This is a genomic window from Vreelandella sp. DA03-1M (assembly GCF_055725665.1).
In genome coordinates, this window is record NZ_CM146798.1 from 4,163,162 (window position 1) to 4,185,388 (window position 22,227).

The 22,227-nt window shown below is 58.2% G+C and carries 15 protein-coding genes; 4 read left to right on the forward strand and 11 right to left on the reverse strand.

What is annotated here, in order from left to right:
• Positions 1–10 precede the first annotated feature (10 nt).
• From ACXUPB_RS19445 to ACXUPB_RS19455, 3 genes are all read right to left on the reverse strand, one after another.
• Positions 11–1,261, reverse strand: coding sequence for a sarcosine oxidase subunit beta family protein (locus ACXUPB_RS19445; RefSeq protein WP_472954159.1), 1,251 nt, complete (start codon positions 1,259–1,261; stop codon positions 11–13).
• Between the two features lie 12 nt (positions 1,262–1,273).
• Positions 1,274–2,578, reverse strand: a complete 1,305-nt coding sequence (glyA, locus tag ACXUPB_RS19450; RefSeq protein ID WP_472954161.1) for a serine hydroxymethyltransferase — start codon at positions 2,576–2,578, stop codon at positions 1,274–1,276.
• 286 nt (positions 2,579–2,864) lie between these two features.
• Positions 2,865–3,971 carry an FAD-binding oxidoreductase gene (locus ACXUPB_RS19455; protein ID WP_472954163.1) on the reverse strand — a complete coding sequence of 369 codons (1,107 nt, stop codon included), beginning with the start codon at positions 3,969–3,971 and terminating at the stop codon, positions 2,865–2,867.
• Positions 3,972–4,335: 364 nt separating this feature from the next.
• Here ACXUPB_RS19455 and ACXUPB_RS19460 point away from each other — a divergent pair, with 364 nt between their 5' ends.
• Together ACXUPB_RS19460 and ACXUPB_RS19465 are read left to right on the forward strand one after the other, a co-directional pair.
• Positions 4,336–5,622, forward strand: coding sequence for an aromatic ring-hydroxylating oxygenase subunit alpha (locus ACXUPB_RS19460; RefSeq protein WP_472954165.1), 1,287 nt, complete (start codon positions 4,336–4,338; stop codon positions 5,620–5,622).
• 133 nt (positions 5,623–5,755) lie between these two features.
• Positions 5,756–6,382: a TetR/AcrR family transcriptional regulator gene (locus tag ACXUPB_RS19465; RefSeq protein WP_472954166.1), complete on the forward strand. Its 627-nt coding sequence runs from the start codon at positions 5,756–5,758 to the stop codon at positions 6,380–6,382.
• 78 nt (positions 6,383–6,460) lie between these two features.
• Here ACXUPB_RS19465 and ACXUPB_RS19470 read toward each other — a convergent pair whose 3' ends face one another.
• The gene (locus ACXUPB_RS19470) at positions 6,461–7,267 is read right to left on the reverse strand and encodes a pyrroline-5-carboxylate reductase family protein (RefSeq protein WP_472954168.1); all 807 of its coding nucleotides are present in this window, start codon (positions 7,265–7,267) and stop codon (positions 6,461–6,463) included.
• Between the two features lie 173 nt (positions 7,268–7,440).
• Between ACXUPB_RS19470 and ACXUPB_RS19475 the strand changes: the two genes are divergently transcribed.
• Complete coding sequence (locus tag ACXUPB_RS19475) at positions 7,441–9,492, forward strand: oxidoreductase (protein WP_472954169.1); 2,052 nt, start codon at positions 7,441–7,443, stop codon at positions 9,490–9,492.
• Between the two features lie 40 nt (positions 9,493–9,532).
• On the opposite strand, the gene ACXUPB_RS19480 is transcribed toward ACXUPB_RS19475, so the two are convergent.
• The 7 genes from ACXUPB_RS19480 to fdhA form a co-directional block, all read right to left on the reverse strand.
• A complete protein-coding gene (locus ACXUPB_RS19480; RefSeq protein ID WP_035560543.1) occupies positions 9,533–10,384 on the reverse strand; it encodes an ABC transporter permease in 852 nt (283 codons plus the stop codon).
• A gap of 3 nt (positions 10,385–10,387) precedes the next feature.
• Positions 10,388–11,641, reverse strand: coding sequence for an ABC transporter permease (locus ACXUPB_RS19485; RefSeq protein ID WP_472954171.1), 1,254 nt, complete (start codon positions 11,639–11,641; stop codon positions 10,388–10,390).
• A 90-nt stretch (positions 11,642–11,731) separates the two neighbouring features.
• A complete protein-coding gene (locus tag ACXUPB_RS19490; protein WP_472954173.1) occupies positions 11,732–12,841 on the reverse strand; it encodes an extracellular solute-binding protein in 1,110 nt (369 codons plus the stop codon).
• A 105-nt stretch (positions 12,842–12,946) separates the two neighbouring features.
• Positions 12,947–14,086: an ABC transporter ATP-binding protein gene (locus tag ACXUPB_RS19495; protein WP_472954175.1), complete on the reverse strand. Its 1,140-nt coding sequence runs from the start codon at positions 14,084–14,086 to the stop codon at positions 12,947–12,949.
• 316 nt (positions 14,087–14,402) lie between these two features.
• Positions 14,403–17,246, reverse strand: coding sequence for a formate dehydrogenase subunit alpha (gene fdhF, locus ACXUPB_RS19500; protein ID WP_472954177.1), 2,844 nt, complete (start codon positions 17,244–17,246; stop codon positions 14,403–14,405).
• Positions 17,247–17,257: 11 nt separating this feature from the next.
• A complete protein-coding gene (locus tag ACXUPB_RS19505; protein ID WP_472954179.1) occupies positions 17,258–18,976 on the reverse strand; it encodes an NAD(P)H-dependent oxidoreductase subunit E in 1,719 nt (572 codons plus the stop codon).
• A 139-nt stretch (positions 18,977–19,115) separates the two neighbouring features.
• Complete coding sequence (fdhA, locus tag ACXUPB_RS19510) at positions 19,116–20,306, reverse strand: formaldehyde dehydrogenase, glutathione-independent (protein ID WP_472954180.1); 1,191 nt, start codon at positions 20,304–20,306, stop codon at positions 19,116–19,118.
• A 243-nt stretch (positions 20,307–20,549) separates the two neighbouring features.
• On the opposite strand from fdhA, the gene ACXUPB_RS19515 reads away from it, so the two are divergent.
• Complete coding sequence (locus ACXUPB_RS19515; protein ID WP_035560534.1) at positions 20,550–22,130, forward strand: BCCT family transporter; 1,581 nt, start codon at positions 20,550–20,552, stop codon at positions 22,128–22,130.
• Positions 22,131–22,227: the final 97 nt, after the last annotated feature.

Below are 22,227 nucleotides of genomic sequence, written 5' to 3' on the forward strand. Positions count from 1 at the left end.
CGTATGAACCCTAGTGGGCAACGCCGGCAGCGCCGTGTTCGTCGATCAGTGCGCCGCTGTGGAAGCGGAACATGGAGAACGGCTCGGCGATGGGGTGCATTTCCCCCTTGGCCAGGCTGGCGGCAAACACATGCCCCGACCCTGGCGTCGCCTTGAAGCCGCCGGTGCCCCAACCGCAGTTGAAGTACAGACCTTTCACCGGTGTTTTGGAGATGATCGGGCAAGCGTCCGGGCAGGTATCGACGATGCCACCCCACTGGCGGTTCATGCGCACCCGCGAGAAAATCGGGAACATTTCAACGATCGCCTGGAGCGTGTGCTCCACGGTGGGATAACTGCCGCGTTGACCATAGCCGTTATAGCCATCGATGCCTGCGCCGATCACCAGGTCGCCCTTGTCGGACTGGCTGATGTAGCCATGCACCTGGTTCGACATCACCACCGTATCGAGAATAGGTTTGATCGGCTCAGAGACTAAGGCTTGCAGCGGATGGGACTCCAACGGCAGGTTAAAGCCGCCCATCTTGGCCAGCACGCTGGAGTTACCGGCGGTCACGCAACCGACGGTTTTGGCTTCAATATCGCCCCGGTTGGTGTGTACACCGTAGATCTGGCCGTCACGAATCTTGAAGCCGGTGACTTCGGTCTGCTGGAGAATATCCACGCCGTGAGCATCGGCGCCGCGGGCGTAGCCCCAGGCCACGGCATCGTGGCGCGCCACGCCGGCGCGCGGCTGCCAGGAGGCGCCCATCACCGGGTAGCGAGCGTTCTTGGAGCAGTCCATAATCGGCACTAGCTCCTGCACTCCTTTGGCGTCTAAAACTTCACCGTCAATGCCATTCAGCCGATTGGCATTTACCCGACGCTGGATATCGCGCATGTCCTGCAGGGTATGCCCGAGGTTGAGCACCCCTCGCTGGGAGAACATCACGTTATAGTTCAGATCCTGCGAGAGCCCTTCCCACAATTTCATGGCATGTTCGTAAAGGACGGCCGATTCGTCCCATAAATAGTTGGAACGCACGATAGTGGTATTACGGGCGGTGTTGCCGCCACCCAGCCAGCCCTTCTCAATCACCGCCACGTTCTTGACGCCGAACTCTTTCGCCAAGTAATAGGCCGTGGCCAAGCCGTGGCCGCCACCACCGACGATGATCACATCGTACTGCTTCTTGGGCGTGGGGCTGCGCCACTGGCGTTCCCAGTTCTCGTGGTGGCTCAGCGCGTGCTTGACCAGGCCGAAGCCGGAATAGCGTTGCATAGGGGTCTCCTCTCAAGCGATGGCTTCAGCGACAGTTTCAGCGTAGACAGGATGCCGGGCACACACATCAGCCACTTTGGCTTGCACTTTAGCTTCAATGGAAGCGGTGTCTTTGCCTGCGGCCAGCTCGTCCAAGATGTCGCAAATCCATCCCGCCAACTCACTACACTCGTGGGCATCAAAACCACGCGTGGTGACCGCCGGGGTACCAATACGCAGGCCAGACGTCACAAAGGGGCTTTGCGGGTCGTTGGGCACCGTGTTTTTATTCACCGTAATGTGCGCGCGACCAAGGGCTGCATCCGCATCTTTACCGGTAATGCCTTGGCGGATGAGCGAGACCAAAAAGAGGTGGTCGTCGGTACCGCCGGACACCACGTCGTAGCCACGCTCCATGAACACCTTGGCCATCGCCCGAGCGTTATCAATCACCTGCTGTTGATAGCGCACAAACGCCTGGTTCATGGCCTCCTTAAAAGCCACCGCCTTGGCGGCGATCACATGCATCAACGGCCCGCCCTGCTGACCTGGGAACACGGCCCCATTAAGCTTTTTATAGAGCGCTTCGTCGCCATGGGCAGAGAGTATCAAACCACCCCGAGGGCCACGCAGCGTTTTGTGGGTCGTCGTGGTCACCACATGCGCAAATGGGAGCGGGCTTGGGTAGAGGCCAGCGGCAACCAAGCCCGCAACATGCGCCATATCGACCATCAACCAAGCGCCCACTTCATCGGCGATAGTGCGAAAACGCCGCCAGTCCACTACGCGTGAGTAAGCAGAGAATCCCGCAATGATCATCTTCGGCTGATGTTCACGCGCCAGGCGCTCAACTTCTTCGTAGTCGATTTCGCCGGTTTCCGGCTTGAGGCCATACTGTACGGCGTTGTAGTGCTTGCCCGAGAAATTAGGGGCTGCGTCATGGGTTAAGTGGCCGCCGTGGGCCAAGCTCATCCCCAACACGGTATCGCCCGGAGAGACCAGCGCCATGAAGACGGCGGCATTAGCCTGAGCCCCGGAATGTGGCTGCACATTGGCATAGTTGGCGCTAAATAAATTACAAGCTCGCTCAATGGCGAGAGCTTCAACCTTGTCAACGAACTCACACCCGCCGTAGTAACGGCGACCTGGATAACCTTCAGCATACTTGTTGGTCAGCTGTGTGCCTTGCGCTTCCATCACAAGTTTGCTGGTGTAATTTTCGGAGGCGATCAATTCAATATGCGCTTCTTGGCGAACCGTTTCTTCAGCAATTGCCTCAGCAAGCAACGAGTCGTAATTGGCCAAGCGGGCGTTGGGCGAAAAATTATTTTGAAGCATTACCGCCTCCTGATGAGTCACTTTTTTATTAAGTGCTGGACATACTCTTTAATGCTGATAAACCCAGGTCGCTTTCAACCAAAGTCCCTATCAACGCGTTGTTACCGCGATACTATCGTTGGTGTCCGGCCCCAAGATGCTTACCGACGTCACCAAACGATGTATTTGCGACATCGGCAACATTTAGCCGATACCACGCCTGACGCCGCCAAAAAAGCAAAGCGCCCTAGACGGGCGAGTAACCGTTTAGGGCGCTTATGACTCAGCAGCAAGATACTTGTATGGGCTAAAAATCCACCACCAGATCCCCTTTAGGCCGACTACAGCAAGACAGAATGTAGCCCTCTTCAACATCTTCTTCGGTAATACCGCCGTTATGTTCCATTTCCACCTCACCTGATTTGAGTTCTACTCGGCAAGTACCGCAAATCCCCATACCGCAAGCTTTGGGAATATGCAGGCCCAGCTTCGCTGCTGCCGCATGAACCGTCTCACCCGGTTGGATACGGACACTTTTCCCTGAAGACGCAAATTCAATGCTGTGCAATTCACTGGTATCGACATTTTCGGCGTCAACCTCTGCCTGCTCGGCCAGCTCACGTACCTCCTCACGAACGTCGATCGGCGTGGCGCCAAATAGCTCTTCGTGATAATGACTCATGTCAAAATTGTGGTGGCGCAGAATACTTTTTATGGCGTTCATATAGGGTGCTGGACCGCAACAAAAGATCTCCCGCTCCATAAAGTCCGGCACTATCAGCTCAAATAGCGGCTGGGTGAGGTAGCCACGATAGCCAGCCCATGCCTCGCCAATATCTTCTTTGCTTTCACAAATGATGTGCAGCTTGAACTCGGGAATGCGCGAAAACATATGCACCAGCTCACGGTGATAAATGACATCGCGAGGGGCCCGGGCGCTATGCACGAATTCAACGTCCACAGCGGCATTGGTATCAAACAGCCAGCGCGTCATGGACATCAAGGGGGTAATACCCACACCGCCAGAAAGAAATAACACTTTTTCGGCAGGGAAATCGATAGAGTTAAAATTGCCTACCGGCCCGTGCACCACCAGCTCGTCGCCCACCTTTAAATTGGCGTGCAGCCAATTAGAAACCTTGCCCCCCGGAATCTGCTTAACGGTAATGGAAAAGCTATACGGAATGGAGGGAGAGCTGGAGATCGTATAGGAGCGCATGATCGGCTGATTATCAATCTCAAGCTCCAGCGTCACGAACTGACCCGGCTTGAAGAAGAACAGCACAGGCTGCTCGGCCATAAAACAGAACGTGCGTACATCCTGGGTTTCCTGGATCACCTTGACGCACCGCACCTGGTGACGGCCATTGGTCCAGGTTTGGGTCGTGACCGGATTGAAGAAATTAGTTGTCATTATCGCCTCTGCCTGAACAGCCTTCATCACTATGCATCGCCGAACCGTATTTGCGATACAGCCAGCACCTTTGAGCTGCATTTTGGGTATGCACTTGCTAACCGACTTACCTGACAGCGACTCACACTTACCTCGTGCCACTCTCTATCGTTTAGAAACCTCTTTTTTAGTCGCCGCTACGCCATCTAATGTCGCGGGCAGATAATTGGCAGTGCAGCGCCTGCAACACAATCGGTGCCTGACGTCAGGCCACATTTAAATCAAACGCCAGGTTACGCAACAGAACAACAAGATAAGCAATCTTGACTATCGGCCGATTCGCAGCCCTTTGAGGGGGGAGCGGAGGTTTACGAGGATACTGGTAATGGAAAAAAGTGTTTCTAACCGGATGGATGACCCACTCGCCGCGGCGCGGGCGGCAACGGTCCAGATGCTGCAGGAAAGAGGGCGTACCTTTTCGCTTTCGCAACCGTTTTATAACGATGCCCGCCTGTTCGCGCTTGATATGCAGGAAGTGTTCGAGAAGGAATGGCTGTTTGCTGGCATGACGTGCGAGATCCCGGCCAAGGGTAACTTCATGACACTGGATATTGGCGATAACCCCATTGTCATCGTGCGCGGCAGTGAAGGCATTATTCATGCGTTTCACAACGTCTGCCGCCACCGCGGCTCGCGTCTTTGCACGAAAGATAAGGGCAAGGTGGCCAAGCTCGTCTGCCCCTACCACCAGTGGACCTACGAACTTGATGGTCGCTTGCTGTTTGCCGGCAGCGACATGGGCACTGACTTCGACCTCAACCAGTTTGGCCTCAAGCCGGTCAACGTGCGCACCGCCGGCGGCTTCATCTTTATCAACCTGAGCGATGAACCACCCGCGATTGATGATTTTCTGACAACGCTTGAGCATTACCTCGAGCCGTACCAGATGGACAACGTCAAGGTCGCCGTCGAGTCCAGTATCGTAGAGCAAGCCAACTGGAAGCTCGTCATCGAAAACAACCGCGAGTGCTATCACTGCAACGGCGCTCACCCTGAGCTGCTGAACTCGCTGCAGGAGTTTGATGACACCGACGACCCCCGCGCAACGCCCGCCTACAAAGCTTTGGTGGCCCGCAAACAGGCGGATTGGGATCGGGAGCAGGTTCCTCACCAGTTGACGCGGCTTGGCAAGCGCAACCGCTTGACCCGCACGCCGCTGCTGGATGGCATTGTGTCGATGACTATGGACGGCCAACCTGGCTGTCAGAAGCTGATGGGGCGCTTATCAAGCCCTGACATGGGCTCCCTGCGCATTCTGCATCTGCCCAACTCATGGAACCACTTCATGGGCGATCATGCGGTGGTATTTCGCGTGCTGCCGCTTGGCCCGCAACAAACCGTGGTGACCACCAAGTGGCTGGTTCACAAGGACGCCTTGGAAGGCGTTGACTACGACCCTGAAAAGTTGCGCCGCGTGTGGGATGTTACCAACGATCAGGACCGCCAACTCGCCGAGGAGAACCAGCGTGGCATTAACTCCAAGGCTTACCAACCCGGCCCCTACTCCGAGACCTATGAGTTCGGTGTTATCGACTTTATCGACTGGTACGCTGCTCGTATGCTTGAGAATTTAGAACACGATGCGCCGACGTTACATTTAGCCCGAGGTTAAAATGTGAAGGATCAAAGCAGCGACGTTTACCGTCACTAGGACTTAGCCAGAGTAGCTGACAACGTGTACACATAAGAGACACCTGTGTACACTTTGCCACACTATTCCTAGACTATTCTTAGAGACCTGCTCAATGCCACCCACCGATACGCCCGCCGCTAAGGGCTCCCAAGACGTCTGGCTTGATGCGGCGTTCGAGCTGCTACTGGAATCCGGCGTCGATAGCGTACGCATTCTTTCCCTGGCCAAGCGACTAAAGCTTTCTCGAACCAGTTTTTACTGGTTCTTCAAGGATCGCGAGGCGCTGCTGGAGGCACTGATCGCACGCTGGCGTGAAAAGAATACCCAAGGGCTAGTGCATCAGACCGAAGCCTATGCCGAAAATATCGTCGAGGCGATGCTCAATGTCTTCGACTGCTGGCTGGACCCTACCCTGTTCGACTCCCCGCTAGAGTTCGCCATGCGCAGTTGGGCGCTACAGTCAGCATCCGTAGTGAGTGAAATCGATGCGGCTGATGCCACCCGTATCGAAGCACTGGCGCGAATGTTCCAGCGTTACGGCTATGATTCGCTGGCGGCCAACGTTCGTGGCCGCACCATCTACCTAACCCAGATCGGCTATATCTCGATGAAGACCCAGGAACCGCTCGAGGTGCGCATGCAGCGCATCCCCGCCTATGTCGAAATCTTCACCGGCCAGCCCCCTGGCGCAAGGGAATTGCAACGCTTCCATGCCCGCCATGGATATATAGCGGAATAGAGGAACAAAAGAATAAGGGCACCTAAGAGACGCAGTGTTGCGCTCTGCGCTCTTCCAAACGATCAACTTCAGTAGGGCCTATGGAGGCGTCTTATCCGTGCCATTGGCTACCCGGTGGGCCGCCTCAAGCCCACGATGAACCGCTTGGTCGATTCCCTCATCCAGCATTGTTCGCAGCCCCTGGGCCGTAGTGCCGTCATAAGCAATCAGTCGCTCAACCATATCACCGGGATCGGTTCCCAGCCTTTCCAGCAACAGGCTGCCGCCTACCAGGGTCTGCATGACGGCCTCAAGTGCGATATCGTCGGCGATCCCCATCTGCTTAGCGTGCTCCAACATTGATTGCGCCAGCAAAGCGGGGTAAGCAGGCCCAGCCCCACTCAAGACCGTCAGATAATCGAGATCACGCTCGTTGGCGACCTCCCGTGCTTTGCCGCAGCTCTCCAACAACGTTTGAACTAGTCGCTTGTCAGCCTCTGTGACCTGCTGTGCAGCAAACCAGGGGAAATAGGCCCGACGGATTTCCGCCGCCGCGTTCGGCATGGCACGCACTACCCGGCCACTCCCCGCTCGACTAGAGACCTCCTGCAAGGAAGCCATCGCCAACAGGGAGATAACCAACTTCCCGCCAGCATCGATATCGACGCTGGCGAGATCTTGCGGACGTACCGAAAGTACGACGACGTCAACCAACCCGACCAATTCACGGTTGTTCTTAACACAGCGAACGCCACGCCAATCGCAGTAAGCGTTGTTGCTTCCGGAGCGCGATGAAACGACTAATCGATCAGCAGACACAATACCCTGCTCCAGCAGGGCAAGCCCGAGAGCCCGCCCCATCCACCCCTGTCCACCGATAATTCCAATCACAAAGTTTTGCTCCATTTCCCCGCCTCCTAGTCCATAAACCAACCTCGTGCCAGCAGCGCTCCTACTATGTGATGACGACCTGCTCTGTCCACAGCTTTGCCGCTATGTACATATATGAACATTATATTGACAACTATGAACATGGACGCCTAAATTTGTCAAATACACAATAAAATAGAGCGCTTCCCATGGATAACGATCCGCTGCTGCAGCCCTTCCAGCTCAAGCATCTAACCCTGAAAAACAGGCTGATGATGACAGCCCATGAGCCCGCTTATCCTGAGGATGGGATGCCCAAGGCACTCTACCGTGCCTACCACGTCGAGCGCGCCAAGGCAGGCCTTGGCCTGACCATGACGGCAGGATCCGCGGCGGTGGCCAAGGACAGCCCACCCGTGTTCAACAACATCCTCGCCTATCAGGATGAAGTAGTGCCCTGGATGCGTGAGCTGACCGACGCCTGTCACGAGCACGGCACCGCAGTGATGATCCAACTCACCCACCTGGGCCGGCGCACCCGTTGGGACAAGGGCGACTGGCTGCCAGCGGTGTCGCCTTCTCATCGTCGCGAGGCGTCCCACCGCGCCTTTCCCAAGCAGGTAGAGGATTGGGATATCGAGCGCCTGATCCGCGACTATGCCGATGCCGCCGAGCGCATGCATGCCGCCGGCCTTGATGGCATCGAGCTACAGGCCTACGGCCACCTGATGGATCAGTTCTGGTCGCCATTGACCAATACCCTTGAGGAACCTTATGGCGGCGATCTCGATAACCGACTGCGTTTCACCTTCGACGTGCTGCGCGCTATTCGCCAGCGGGTGGGTGAAGCGTTCATCGTAGGCGTGCGCTACACCGGCGACGAGATGCTGCCGGGTGGGCTGACCTCCGGCGATGGGATGGAGATATCGCGACGCTTGAAGAGTAGCGGCCTGGTCGACTTCCTCAACGTGGTTCGCGGCCACATCGACACCGACGCAGGGCTCACCGACGTGATTCCCATCCAAGGCATGCCCAGCGCCCCACACCTGGATTTCGCCGGTGAAATACGTCGCGAGATCGACTTCCCCACCTTCCATGGTGCCAAGATCCAGGATGTCGCCACTGCCCGTTATGCTATCGCCTCAGGCAAGGTCGACATGATCGGCATGACCCGTGCCCACATGGCCGACCCCCATATCGTGCGCAAGATCGCCGAAGGGCGAGAGGAAGAGATTCGCCCCTGCGTCGGCGCCAACTACTGCCTTGATCGCATCTATCAAGGCGGCGCCGCCTACTGCATTCATAACGCTGCCACCGGGCGCGAAACCACCATGCCGCACACCATTTCCAAGGCGGCACAGCAACGGCGAGTCGTAATTATCGGCGCGGGGCCAGCAGGGTTAGAAGCCGCTCGTGTTGCCGGTGAGCGTGGCCACTCGGTGGTGGTATTCGAAGCCGCCAGCGATGCTGGCGGGCAGATACGTCTCACGGCGCAGAGTGAGCGACGTCGTGAGATGCTGGGCATCATCGATTGGCGCCTGGCGCGCTGTGATGCACTCGGCGTCGAGATTCGCTACAACGTCTGGGCCGAGGCCGAGGACGTGCGCGCCGAAAAGCCGGATGCGGTGATCGTGGCCACCGGCGGCTACCCCATGGAAGATCAGCCCGCGGTCGGCAGCGACTTAGTCGTCAATACCTGGGACATCCTCTCCGGGCACGTGTCACCGGGCAAACGGGTGTTGCTGTTCGACGATGCAGGCGACCATGCTGCTCTACAGGCGGCAGAGATCATTGCCGCCGCAGGGGCCGAGCTTGAAATCATGACGCCGGACCGCACCTTCTCCGCAGAGATCATGGCCATGAACCTGGTGCCCTACATGCGTTCCCTGCAGCGTGCCAACGTCACCTTCACGCCGACTTACCGGCTGAAGTCCGTGCAGCGCGACGGCAGTGAACTGCTCGCCGAAATCACCAGCGATTATGCCATTCATGGCCAGCAGGATAGTGGGCATGAGCGGCGTATCGACCAAGTGGTCGTCAACTACGGCATCACACCGATGGCCGATATCTATTTCGAGCTAAAACCGCACGCCAGCAACCGCGGCGAGGTGAATTACGACGACCTGATCGTGGGCGCCCCCCAGAGCGTGACTAGCAACCCGGATGGCCGCTTCCAGCTGTTTCGGATCGGTGATGCTGTCGAGTCCCGCAACACCCACGCGGCTATCTACGACGCGCTCAGGTTGGTCAAAGACCTTTAGTTTTCGCATCAAACCGGCGCGCTACCAATGCTGCTTGGGCTTAGTCTGGCGAGAGCCCCCGCAGACGCTCACTGCGCCGGCGTAATAGCTCAAGGGTGGTGAGCAGCAACATCGAGAGCAGCACCAGCATGGTCGCCACGGCGAGGATCGTCGGGCTGATCTGCTCGCGAATGCCCGACCACATCTGGATCGGCATGGTGCGCTGTTCAGGGCCTGCAATGAACAGCACCACGACGACTTCATCGAATGAGGTAATAAAGGCAAACAGCGCCCCCGACACCACTCCCGGCGTGACCAGTGGTAGCACCACCTTGAAGAAGGTGCGTGTCGGGTTAGCCCCTAGGCTATGTGCAGCACGGATCAGCGTGGTATCGAAACTCGATAGCGTGGCCGTCACGGTGATGACCACGAAGGGAATGCCGAGCGCCGTATGCGCCAGGATCACGCCCACGTAGGTCTGGGCGAGATTGACCTTGGAAAAGAAGAAGAACATCGCCGCCGCGGAGATGATCAGCGGCACGATCATCGGCGAGATCAACAGTGCCATGATCGCGCCACGCGCCGGCATGTGCCGACTCGACAACCCCAGCGCCGCAACGGTCCCCAGCACCGTGGCCAGCAGCGTGGACGCGATACCGATGATGAAGCTGTTCTTGATAGCGTTGAGCCATTCGCTTGAGGTAAAGAAATCCTGATACCAGCGCAACGAATAACCGGCCGGGTCGAAGGCCACCATTTTTTTACTGAAAGTGAAGTAGGGCTCGGCATTGAATGACAGCGGGATGATCACCAGTAGCGGCCCTATCAGGAACAGAAAGACCAGGCCACAGATAAACAGAAAGAGATAGTGCCAGATGCGCTCGCCACGGGTGGCGTAGGAAGGAATGGCCATGGTTTACCCCAGCTTGACCTTGTCGACGCCGATCAGACGGTTGAACACCAGATAGCAAATAATCACCACGAACAGCAGGATGGAGGCAATCGCGGCGGCCAGCCCCCAGTTGAGCGATGTCTGCATATGGTAGGCGATGTAATTAGTGATGAAGCGCCCCGACTGCCCGCCCACCAGCGCTGGCGTGATGTAGTAGCCGATCGACAGGATAAACACCAGGATCCCGCCAGCGGCAATGCCCGGGATCGTCAGCGGAAAGTAGACCCGACGGAAACTCAGAAACGGTTTGCCTCCCAACGAGCGTGCCGCGCGCATGTAGCTGGGCGGGATGGTCTTCATCACCGAGTAGAGCGGGAGGATCATAAACGGCAGCAGGATATGCGTCATGGCGATGATCGTGCCCATCTTGTTGTGGATCATCTGCCACCGCGCCTCATCGGCAATCACACCAAGGGCCACCATCACGTCGTTGAGCACGCCCTGTGACTGCAGGATAGCGATCCAGGTAGTGGTGCGCACCAGCAGTGAGGTCCAGAACGGCAGCAGTACTAGAATCATCAGCAGATTGGAGTGACGCGCGGGAAGACTCGCCAGCAGAAAAGCCACTGGAAAACCAAGCAGTAGCGTCAGGCCAGTGATAACGGCGCTCATCCACAGCGTTCGCCAAAATAGCGTGGCATGAATCTGCATATGCTCTGGCACTTGGACGATCTCACCGTCCGGGCTCAACTGGAGATCGACCGCCGCCAGATAATACGAAATCGTATAGGGAGACGCTTCGCGCTGGATCAGCTTCCAGGTATCGAGTTCCCCCCAGGTGTCATTGACCTCAATGAGTGACTCGCGATAGGGCGGTTCCAACGTGCCGACACGGCGCGCCGTGCGGCTGATGGTCGAACGCATGCCCGACTTTTCGTAGTTCAGTCGGCTGGACAATAGGCCCAAGTTGCGTTCCTGCTGGCCTTCGCGGAGATCCTCGGCCAAGGCAGCAAAGGTGGCTTCATCAGGTAACGACTCACCGTTCCAGCCTTCCAGCGCTGAAACGGTACGCGATAGGTGGGTAGACACTTCAGGATTATCAACACTGCGCCACAGCATTTCGAACAAAGGCATCAGGAAGGCGATGAACAGAAATGCCAGTAGCGGCGCCACCAGCAACAGCGCCTTTATTTTCGAGCGTCGCACAGTACGACGTAGGCTGACCTTGAGCGGCACACCATCGGCCGTTGTCAAAGGAGCTGCAGGAGATTCGGACACGTAGGTCTCTCCATCTGGCGAAAGAAGTGATCAGCAACGATCGGCTATCGGCATGCCGCCGCCCAGTTTTCACCGAGCGGCGGCAGGAGCTTACTGGGACAGCCAGGCGTTAAAACGCTGGGTCAGCTCATCGTTGTAGTCGGCCCAGAACAGGTCGTCTTTTTGCAGCGCCGTTTCAAAGTTCGGCTCATGGGTCGGCATGTGCGGCGTCATCTCAATGCCGGTTTCGGCATGGGTGGAAACCAACTCGGAAGAAGACAGACGTGCCGGGCCATAGGAGATGTACTGCGCCTGATCGGCAAGACGCTGGGTATCGGTGGCGAAGTACAGGTAGTCCTTCACCTTGTCGAGCTTGCCGGTAGGTACCACCCAGCCATCCAGCTCGAACACCTGGGCGTCCCAAATGATCTCGAAAGGTTGGTCTTCAGTGACCATGGCATTGAAGATCCGGCCATTGTAGGCGGAGGCAAAGGCGACTTCCTGATCAGCCAACAGCTGAGGCGGCTGGGCGCCTTCTTCCCACCAGATGACTTCGTCTTTGATGGTATCGAGCTTGTCGAAGGCACGCTGTACGCCCTCTTCGGTCTCGAGCATGGCGTAGACCTCGTCACGCTCGACGCCATCGGCGATCAAGGCCCATTCCATGTTGTTGATCGGCTTACGCAGCAGGGCTCGCTTGCCGGGATAGTTTTCCAGGTCGAAGACATCCTCGATGGTGCTGGGCTGGTCGTCTTCGGGAAACATCTCGCTATTAAAGGCGACGATATTGGAATAGACGATGGAGGCCACGAAGCAGTCACCCAAGGCACCGTCGACGAAATCCTCGCTGGGCGGCGTGCCATCCGGGGCGTCGGCCAGCAGCTCATCGTGATCAAGCGGCTCGATAAGCCCTTCGGCACAGGCGATCATGGCATCGGCGGGAAGCATGTCGACCAGGTCCCAGGTCACGTTGCCAGCCTGGGATTGAGCACGCAGGCCCGCCAATGCGTTACCGCTGCGGTCAATGTTGACGATCTCGTCGCCGGTCTTCTCCATCCACGGTTTATCGTAAGCTTCGTGCTGGCTCATGCTGTAAGCACCGCCCCAGGACACAATGTTCAACGTCTGCTGGGCATGGGCGCTGACCGCCACGGCAAGAGTCGACAGCCCCACGACAGCGATACCTGTCTTGAGAACACGCTTGCGGATAATAGCCTTCATAGAGTTTCTCCGTTTGTTGTTGCACTTGCCGTCGGCACCAGGGGATGCCGCGATACTAATAGCTTGGCTACCGATTCTGACTGACGAACTTGACGACTGTCCTGCTCAGGCATCCAGCGCGCGGCAATCGGCACTCGACCAGCCAACCTGAATGTGCTGACCAGGGCGCATAACACCAACACCTTGCGCATTGGCCGTCTTCAGAATGAAGTCATCGTTACCGCACACCGTTACCCGCGTACGCAGGTGGTCGCCCAGGTAGATGACCTCCTGCACGGTGGCGGTGAACTGGTTGTCGAATTGTTCTTCGGCATCCCCCGACAGAATGCTGACCCGCTCAGGTCTTAGCGACAGCGTCGTGCGCGAGCCTACGCCGCCCACGGCTATCGACTTGGCAATCACTGTGTCGCCGCTATCCAGGCGCACCTTGCAGTTATCGCCGAGGTGCTCGCTGACCTCGCCAACCAATCGATTGTTTTCGCCAATAAAATAAGCGACGAAAGCGTTTTCTGGCCGCTCGTAAAGTTCATCCGGCGAGGCTAACTGTTGCACAATGCCGTCGTTGAAGACCGCAATGCGGTCAGACATGGTCAATGCTTCGGTCTGATCGTGGGTGACGTAGATCATGGTGACGCCGAGGCGGGCATGAATGCGTTTGATCTCGTACTGCATTTCTTCACGCAGGTTCTTGTCCAGCGCGCCCAGCGGTTCGTCCATCAGCACCAGTTCAGGCTCGAACACCAGTGCGCGAGCCAACGCCACGCGCTGCTGCTGGCCGCCAGAGAGCTGCGCCGGTCGGCGATCGCCAAACTCCTCCAAGCGCACCATAGCCAGTGCCTTGGCCACTTTTTCCTTAATCTCTGCCTTGCTGAGATGGCGCACCTCAAGCGGGAAGGCAAGATTCTCGGCTACCGTCATGTGTGGGAACAGCGCATAGTTCTGGAACACCATGCCGATGCCGCGCTTATGCGGCGGCAAGCCACTGATCGGCTCATCTTTCAGCAGAATTTCACCGTGGGTGGGGGTTTCAAAGCCTGCCATCATCATCAGGCAGGTGGTCTTACCGGAGCCCGAAGGGCCTAGCAGGGTAACGAATTCGCCCTTGCGTATATCAAGATTGAAATCCTTGACGACCAACTCGACACCGTCGTAACTCTTTTGGACATTGACGAAGCGGGCAAAACACGACGACGCGTCTGACGTCACTGCCGTTTCCACCCCAGCGTCTGCAAGGGTCTCGTTCATGCATATTCCCCGTGACAGTCCCGTTGCGGCAAGGCGAGCGCACAATCCAACGCGCACTCACACCCCGACACGCATCCCCTAGAACCTGATTGATTTATATTTTTTTCTTAATGCTTGTTAACGACCATAAGGGTTGCTCGTGGCGCATGACAATTTTCGTCGGGACAATTAGCGTTGAATATCAACATGCCACAGGCACAGCAAAGTCAACTACGGCCGGGTGCCTTTAAAGTCGAATCATGGCATCGCGCATGGAGGTTTCTCCCTGGGCGATAGGTCGTTGCGATAGGTCGTTGCGATAGGTCGTTGTCATTGATCAGGCCTCCTCACCCGCAGGGCTCAAATGACAAGCCGCGTACTTGAACTCCGGTATCTTGCCGAACGGGTCCAGCGCCGGGTTGGTCAGTAGGTTCGCCGCCGCTTCTCCGTAGCAGAAGGGCACGAAGACCATCCCCTCCGGCATGCCTGGATCCGTCCTCACTTTGAGGGTGATAGCTCCTCGCCGGGTGGCAATCGTCAGATCATCGCCTGGCACCATCCCAAGCCGGATAAGCTCAGCGGGCGACAGGCTTGCTACTGCTTCCGGCTCCAGGTCGTCGAGCACTTTGGCGCGGCGAGTCATGGAGCCGGTATGCCAGTGCTCCAGCTGACGCCCGGTGGTCAGCACCGTCGGATAATCATTGTCCACCGGCTCATCCGGGGGCAGCGGGCGGGTAGGCGCAAACTTTGCTCGGCCACTGGCCGTGGGGAAGGCCTCAGAAAAGACCACGTCTTGCCCCGGCGCATCTTCTGCGGAGCAGGGATAGGTGACCGACTGCTCGCGCTCCAGGCGCTCCCAGGAAATATGATTCAGCGAGGCCATGCCGCGCTTCATCTCGGCAAACACGTCCCGCGGATGCTGATAGTTCCAACCCAGACCAAAGCGATTGGCAACTTCCTGAATGATCCACCAGTCCGGCTTGGCCTGGCCGGGGAGCGGCACCGCCGCACGCCCCAGCTGTACCTGACGATTCGTATTGGTAACCGACCCATCCTTCTCCGGCCAGGCAGAGGCAGGCAGGATGACATCGGCGAACTGGGCGGTCTCAGTGACAAACAGATCCTGCACCACCAGATGCTCCAGCTTGGCCAGGGCAGCCCGGGCATGGGCCAAATCCGGGTCGGACATCGCCGGGTTTTCACCCTGGATATACATGCCGCGAATAGTGCCTGCGGTGATGGCATCCATGATTTCCACCACGGTGAGACCCGGCGTGGGATCCAGTTTGGTATTCCACAGTTCTTCGAACGCCGCGCGTACCTGATCATCGTTCACCGGCTGGTAGTCCGGCATGACCATGGGTATCAGCCCCGCATCAGACGCCCCCTGAACATTGTTCTGCCCCCGCAAAGGGTGCAGGCCGGTGCCAGGGCGACCGGTCTGGCCGCAGGCCAAGGCCAGCGAGATCAGGCAGCGGGCGTTATCGGTACCGTGGGTGTGCTGGGAAATGCCCATGCCCCAGAAAATCATTGCCCGCTCGGCGTTGGCGTAGAGCCTAGCCACTTCGCGAATGGTCTCGGGCTCAACGCCGCACAAACCGCTCATCGCTTCGGGGGTCATATCCACCGTGTGCGTTTTCAGTGCTTCAAAGCCTTCGGTATGCTCGGCGATATAGGCCGTATCATAAAGCTCTTCGCTGATAACCACATTGAGAATGGCATTAAACAGCGCCACATCGGCGCCGGGTGAAAAGCGCACGCTCAGGTGGGCGTAGGCATCCAGCGCTTGTCCACGGGGGTCGATAATCACGATCTTGGTACCGCGTTTGGCGGCCTGCTTGAAGAAGGTGGCCGCTACCGGATGGTTCACTGCCGGGTTGCACCCGGTAAGAATCACCACATCGGCTTGGCTGGCCTGCATAAAGGAGGCGGTTACCGAGCCTGAACCGATACACTCCATGAGTGCCGCCACTGAGCTTGCGTGGCATAAGCGAGTACAGTGATCCACATGGTTGGAGCCAAAGCCGGTACGCACCAGCTTCTGGAACAGCCACGCCTCTTCATTGGAGCACTTGGCACTGCCGAACCCGGCCAGGGCGTCGGGGCCATAGATAGCTTTAAGGTCGACAAGTCCGCTGGCAGCAAAATCAAGAGCTTCATTCCAGCTCGCCTCGCGGAAATGAGTTAGCGGTTTGGCAGGATCGAAGTCAGGGTCGATCCCTTTCGCCATACCCTCACGACGAATCAGCGGGGTGGTCAGTCGGGAGGGATGGCGCGGATAGTCGTAGCCAAAGCGACCTTTGACACACAGCCGGTTCTGGTTGGAGGGGCCGTCACGGCCTTCCACATAAAGGATCTCATCGTCCTTGATATGGTAGGTGAGCTGGCAGCCCACTCCGCAATAGGGGCATACCGAGTCGACCTTGCGGTCAGCCACCGCAGAATCGCCGCGCCCTGCCTCATCCACCAGGGTAGCGGGCATCAGGGCGCCGGTGGGGCAGGCCTGAACGCACTCACCACAGGCCACGCAGGTGCTATCCCCCATGGGGTCGTCGAAATCAAACACGATCTTGGACGCCGCCCCGCGATGTGCCAGGCCGATAACGTCGTTGACCTGTACTTCGCGGCAGGCGCGCACGCACAGGTTGCACTCGATGCAGGCGTCAAGATTGACGCGCATGGCAGAGTGGCTGCTGTCTTGCGCCTGGCTATCCGCCCGGGAAGCCACATGGTGCACGGTGGGTGTTTCGCGCTCGTCGCGCCGGGGTAGCTTGCGGCGCACCGCCGTGGCATCAATAGCCAGTTGGTCGGCCATGGCCCAGAAATGGCTGGCACGGTCGGGGCTATCCTCCCGCTCGGGTTGATCAACCAGCAGCATCTCCATGACCATTTTACGGGCCGTGTGCGCGCGTTCGGAGCTTGCACTATTAACCACCATGCCCGGGGCTGCTTCGCGCAGACAGCTGGCAGCCAGGGTGCGCTCGCCCTCGATTTCCACCATGCAGGCGCGGCAGTTACCGTCGGCGCGGTAGCCGCTGGCGTCCTTGAAACACAGGTGGGGAATGGTCTCGCCGGCGCGCTTGGCCACCTGCCAGAGGCTTTCACCGGGGTAAGCGCTGACCTCAACGCCGTCCAGCGTCAGCGTGAAGCTGGTGCCTAGGGTCTGTTCATTCATGCTCATGTTCATCTCCCCTACCCCTTGACGATGACGTTCTGGGCGGCAAGTTCGCCGCGAAAATCCTTGAGCAGCCCCAGCACCGGATTGGGAGCCGCCTGGCCCAGCCCACAGATGGAGGCATCGATCATCACCTGGGAGAGCTGCGTCATCAGCCCGGCATCCCATTCGTCGCGTTCGAGCAGCGTCAGCATTTTTTCCGTGCCCACCCGGCAGGGGGTGCACTGGCCACAGGATTCATCGGCAAAGAAAGCCAGCAGATTGGTCGCAACCCCGCGCAGGTCGTCCTGATCAGAAAGCACGATCACTGCGGCCGAACCAATAAAACTGCCGTGCGCCTGAAGCGTATCGAAGTCGAGGGGGATATCGGCCTTGGCTGCGGGCAGAATACCGCCAGAGGCGCCGCCGGGCAGGTAGGCTGCCAAGCGGTGGCCGTCGGCCATACCGCCGCTATACTCGTCAATCAATTCGTTGAGGGTGATGCCCGCAGGCGCCAAATATACACCGGGCTGTTTGACCCGGCCTGAGACCGAGAAGCTACGCAGCCCCACGCGGCCGTTGCGCCCTTGGCTTGAGAAGGCCTCCGCGCCGCGCTGCCAGATCATGGGAATCCAGTAGACGGTCTCGACGTTATTGACCAGCGTTGGACGGTCAAAGAGCCCCTTCTGGGCCACAAACGGCGGACGATGGCGGGGCTTGCCCGGCTTACCTTCCAGGGACTCGATCATCGCCGACTCTTCGCCGCAGATGTAAGCCCCCGCACCACGGCGCAGCACGATATAACCAGGCGCCACCAGGCCAGCAGCCTCAAGCTCGCCAATCGCCTCGCGCACCACGCCATGCAAGGCCGGGTACTCATCACGCAGATAGATATACAGCGCCTCGGCGTCTATCGCCCAGGCACTGACCAGGGCCCCTTCAAGAAACTGGTGCGGCGAGCGTTCCAGGTAATAGCGGTCTTTAAAAGTACCAGGCTCGCCCTCGTCGGCATTGATGGCGCAGTAGCGGGGCCCGGCCTCCTGGCGCACGAACGTCCACTTCTTGAAGGTAGGAAAACCCGCACCGCCCAGGCCGCGCAGGTTGGCCTGCTGCATCGCTTCCATCAGCGCTTCTACCGTAACGTCGCCGTTGTGGCAGGCCTGGAGCAAGGCCAATCCGCCCTCGCGGCGATAGTCGTCAAGTCGCTGCCAGTCGATGGGGTCGGGGTGAAAGTGCGCCGCCTGGATCACTGAGGCGATGCGTTCCTGGGTGGCGAACAGCACATGATGATGTCCCACCTCGGCCACCGGTGCTGTGTCGCAGCGCCCCATGCAGGGCGCTCGCAGCACCCGCACCTGCTCGATATCCACGTTCGCGTCCAGCTGTGCTTTAAGCGCCTCGGCACCGGCTAGTTGGCAGGTCAGGGAGTCGCAGACGCGAATGGTCACTGCCGGCGGCGGCAGCTGATCGTCGTGAATGACGTCGAAGTGCGCATAGAAAGTGGCGGTCTCGTAGACCGCTGCCATGGGCAGGTTCATATAAGCCGCCAAGGCACGCAGTTCCGCCAGCGGCAGATGGCCCCGGGTGTCCTGAATGACATGCAGGTGTTCAATCAGTAGGTCGCGGCTGTGCAGCGTGGCGTCCTGGCGTTCGTCGCCCAGCAGCTCACGTAACCCCTCAAGAAGGCGGGGATCAAGTTCACGGCCACGGGGTTTACCGCGGAAGCGGCGCTTGGGGGTCACGGTATGGACGGTCATTGAATACCTATTATTATCTTGATCGGCTTTATGCCGAATGAACGAAGACGGCACCCCGCGGGGCGCCGTCTAGGGTCGCACTATCACGCCCTCAGGCAGGGGGCCAGGGCTTATTACTCAGTACTTATTAAATAAGTTATTAAGCCACACTGCCATGGGGGTCAATGACAAATTTCTTGGCAGCACCGCCATCGAAGTCGGCATAGCCCTGAGGCGCCTGATCCAGAGTGATCATCTGAACATTCACCGCATCAGCAATATTAACCTTGCCGAACAGGATCGCCTGCATCAGCGGCCGATGGTACTTCATCACCGGGCACTGGCCGGTGTGAAAGCTATGGGACTTGGCCCAGCCGAGACCAAAGCGCATGCTCAGGGCGCCCTGTTTGGCGGCGTCGTCAGCCGCGCCAGGGTCTTCGGTCACGTAGAGGCCCGGGATGCCGATCTGGCCACCCGCACGGGTCAGCGTCATCGCAGAATTGAGCACGGTGGCGGGCGCTTCCTTACCGTGGTTGCAACCACAGGCATGGGCTTCGAAGCCCACGCAGTCGACAAAGGCATCAACCTCACGTTCGCCGAGAATCAACTCGACCTTATCCGCCATGTCACCGTCCTGGGTCAAGTCGATAGTCTCGCAACCAAAGCTGCGCGCCTGAGCCAGTCGCTCTTCGATCATATCGCCGACGATCACGCAGGCCGCACCCAGCAGCTGAGCAGAGACCGCCGCCGCCAGCCCGACGGGCCCAGCACCGGCAATATAGACGGTGCTACCGGGCCCCACACCGGCGGTCACGCAGCCGTGAAAGCCGGTGGGAAAGATATCGGAGAGCAACGTCAGATCCTTGATCTTCTCCATGGCCTGATCGGCATCCGGAAATTTCAGCAGGTTAAAGTCAGCGTAAGGAACCATCACGTATTCGGTCTGGCCGCCGACCCAGCCACCCATATCCACGTAGCCGTAGGCGGCGCCAGGACGGGCGGGATTGACGTTGAGGCAGATACCGGTGCGGCCTTCCTTGCAGTTGCGGCAGCGACCACAGGCAATATTGAACGGCACCGAGACTAGATCGCCCGGACAGAGGTACTCAACGTCGCGGCCGCACTCGACAACCATCCCGGTAATCTCGTGGCCGAGTACCAAACCCGACGGCGCAGTGGTGCGGCCACGCACCATGTGCTGGTCGCTGCCACAAATGTTGGTGGTCACGACCTTGAGAATCACGCCGTGCTCGCATTTGCGATTGCCGAGGGCGAGCTCAGGATAAGCGATGGACTCAACGGCGACTTCACCCGGCCCCTTGTAGATCACTCCGCGGTTGGCTGCATTCATGGCTGGCTCCTGTGATTATTGTTGTGTTTGTCATGGTTGATGGCGCTTTTCCACCCTAGCCCCTCCGCGTCTTAGGACTTACCCCAAAAAGGCACTCACATATCTATTCAAGACATCCTAGTCAAGATGAATAGCTGGAGGTCGCTTTCACGACACTGCTGCTTTGAAACAGGCTCAACACTTCCTAGCGTCGTCGATATGACGCAACACCGACGCCTAACAAGAGCCAACCAAGGACCCCCAATGAAGAACAATGACGACCCGGTTCTGTCGCCTGGACAGGACAATACCCAGATAATGGGGTTGGATTTTCATAACCCCGTCTTTCCACTCTCCGCTCTCGCTATTTTGCTGTTCATTCTTTACGCATTGGTCTACCCGGATGCGGCTAATACGCACCTAGGGCTTGCCAAAAACTGGTCGATTGAACACTTCGACTGGTTATTTATGATTGCAGGCAATGTGTTTGTGGTGTTCTGCCTTGTACTGATCTGCTTGCCGCTAGGGCGGATTCGTCTGGGCGGCAAGGATGCAAAGCCGGAATACACGCGCACCTCCTGGTTTGCCATGCTGTTTGCGGCAGGTATGGGAATCGGTTTGATGTTCTGGAGCGTGGCCGAGCCGGTGGCCTACTATACCGATTGGTACGGAACGCCCTTGAATGTTCCAGCAGGCACGCCGGAAGGTGCCAGCGCCGCCATGGGTGCGACCATGTTCCATTGGGGCCTCCACCCCTGGGCCATTTATGGAGTGGTAGCCCTCTCACTGGCCTTCTTCTCCTATAACAAGGGCTTGCCGCTGACGCTTCGCTCCGCTTTCTACCCCATCCTAGGCGAAAGAACGCGTGGCTGGGCAGGCCATATCATCGATATCCTTGCCGTGCTGGCCACTATTTTTGGCCTGGCTACCTCGCTTGGTTTTGGCGCGACCCAAGCAGCTAGCGGCCTCGCCTATTTGTTCGACATTCCTAATACCATCGGCACGCAGTTGGCAATCATCGTGGTGGTCACGGTGATCGCGCTGATCTCGGTATGCCGGGGTATCGACGGCGGCGTCAAGCTATTCTCAAACATCAACATGATTATCGCGGCGGTGCTGCTCCTGTTTGTGGTTGTAGCAGGACCTACTCTAATGATCCTGACCGGCATTGGCACCACGGCGATGGACTACGTGGGCCACCTTCTGCCTTTGTCGAACTGGGTTGGTCGCGATGACGACACTTGGTATCACGGCTGGACCATCTTCTACTGGGCGTGGTGGATCTCCTGGTCCCCGTTTGTCGGCATGTTCATCGCCCGTGTATCCCGGGGCCGTACGGTGCGTGAGTTCCTGATCGCGGTGCTGTTGGTACCCACACTGGTCACGCTAGTATGGATGAGTGCCTTTGGTGGTACGGCGGTTTATCAGGCTTCAAACGGCGTTGGTGAACTGGCCAACGGGATTGGCGACGTTTCACTTGCCATGTTCCACATGCTGGAGCAGCTCCCCCTGACCAGCATCACCTCGACGCTGGCTATCATCCTGGTGCTGGTGTTCTTTATTACCTCATCGGACTCCGGCTCGCTGGTCATCGACAGTATCACCGCCGGCGGCAAGACCGATGCCCCCAAGAGCCAGCGGGTTTTCTGGGCCACGCTGGAAGGCGTGATTGCCGGTGTGTTGCTCTACGGCGGGGGAAGCACCGCCCTAAGCGCGCTACAGGCGGGCGCGGTGGCCACAGGGCTCCCTTTTACCGTGGTGCTTCTGGTGATGTGTTTCAGCCTTTACAAAGGGCTTCACAAGGAGTGGGGAGAGCTCAACGCGGTACCAAAAACCGCTAGTTAATCCCCTTTCAACTGCCCGTCTACTCGGCGGGCGGTTGTCTTCTTGTTTATTCAGGCCTTGCTGGCTAATCGACAATACAAAAGACGTGGACCACCGT

Excerpts from the sequence above, each read along its gene's own strand:
- ACXUPB_RS19480 (WP_035560543.1), bottom strand. The coding sequence starts at position 10,384 with ATGGCCATTCCTTCCTACGCCACCCGTGGCGAGCGCATCTGGCACTAT.
- ACXUPB_RS19470 (WP_472954168.1), bottom strand. The coding sequence starts at position 7,267 with ATGGAGCAAAACTTTGTGATTGGAATTATCGGTGGACAGGGGTGGATG.
- fdhF (WP_472954177.1), bottom strand. The coding sequence starts at position 17,246 with ATGAGCATGAATGAACAGACCCTAGGCACCAGCTTCACGCTGACGCTG.
- ACXUPB_RS19490 (WP_472954173.1), bottom strand. The coding sequence starts at position 12,841 with ATGAAGGCTATTATCCGCAAGCGTGTTCTCAAGACAGGTATCGCTGTC.
- ACXUPB_RS19445 (WP_472954159.1), bottom strand. The coding sequence starts at position 1,261 with ATGCAACGCTATTCCGGCTTCGGCCTGGTCAAGCACGCGCTGAGCCAC.
- fdhA (WP_472954180.1), bottom strand. The coding sequence starts at position 20,306 with ATGAATGCAGCCAACCGCGGAGTGATCTACAAGGGGCCGGGTGAAGTC.
- ACXUPB_RS19505 (WP_472954179.1), bottom strand. The coding sequence starts at position 18,976 with ATGACCGTCCATACCGTGACCCCCAAGCGCCGCTTCCGCGGTAAACCC.
- ACXUPB_RS19495 (WP_472954175.1), bottom strand. The coding sequence starts at position 14,086 with ATGAACGAGACCCTTGCAGACGCTGGGGTGGAAACGGCAGTGACGTCA.
- ACXUPB_RS19465 (WP_472954166.1), top strand. The coding sequence starts at position 5,756 with ATGCCACCCACCGATACGCCCGCCGCTAAGGGCTCCCAAGACGTCTGG.
- ACXUPB_RS19515 (WP_035560534.1), top strand. The coding sequence starts at position 20,550 with ATGAAGAACAATGACGACCCGGTTCTGTCGCCTGGACAGGACAATACC.
- ACXUPB_RS19475 (WP_472954169.1), top strand. The coding sequence starts at position 7,441 with ATGGATAACGATCCGCTGCTGCAGCCCTTCCAGCTCAAGCATCTAACC.
- glyA (WP_472954161.1), bottom strand. The coding sequence starts at position 2,578 with ATGCTTCAAAATAATTTTTCGCCCAACGCCCGCTTGGCCAATTACGAC.
- ACXUPB_RS19460 (WP_472954165.1), top strand. The coding sequence starts at position 4,336 with ATGGAAAAAAGTGTTTCTAACCGGATGGATGACCCACTCGCCGCGGCG.
- ACXUPB_RS19455 (WP_472954163.1), bottom strand. The coding sequence starts at position 3,971 with ATGACAACTAATTTCTTCAATCCGGTCACGACCCAAACCTGGACCAAT.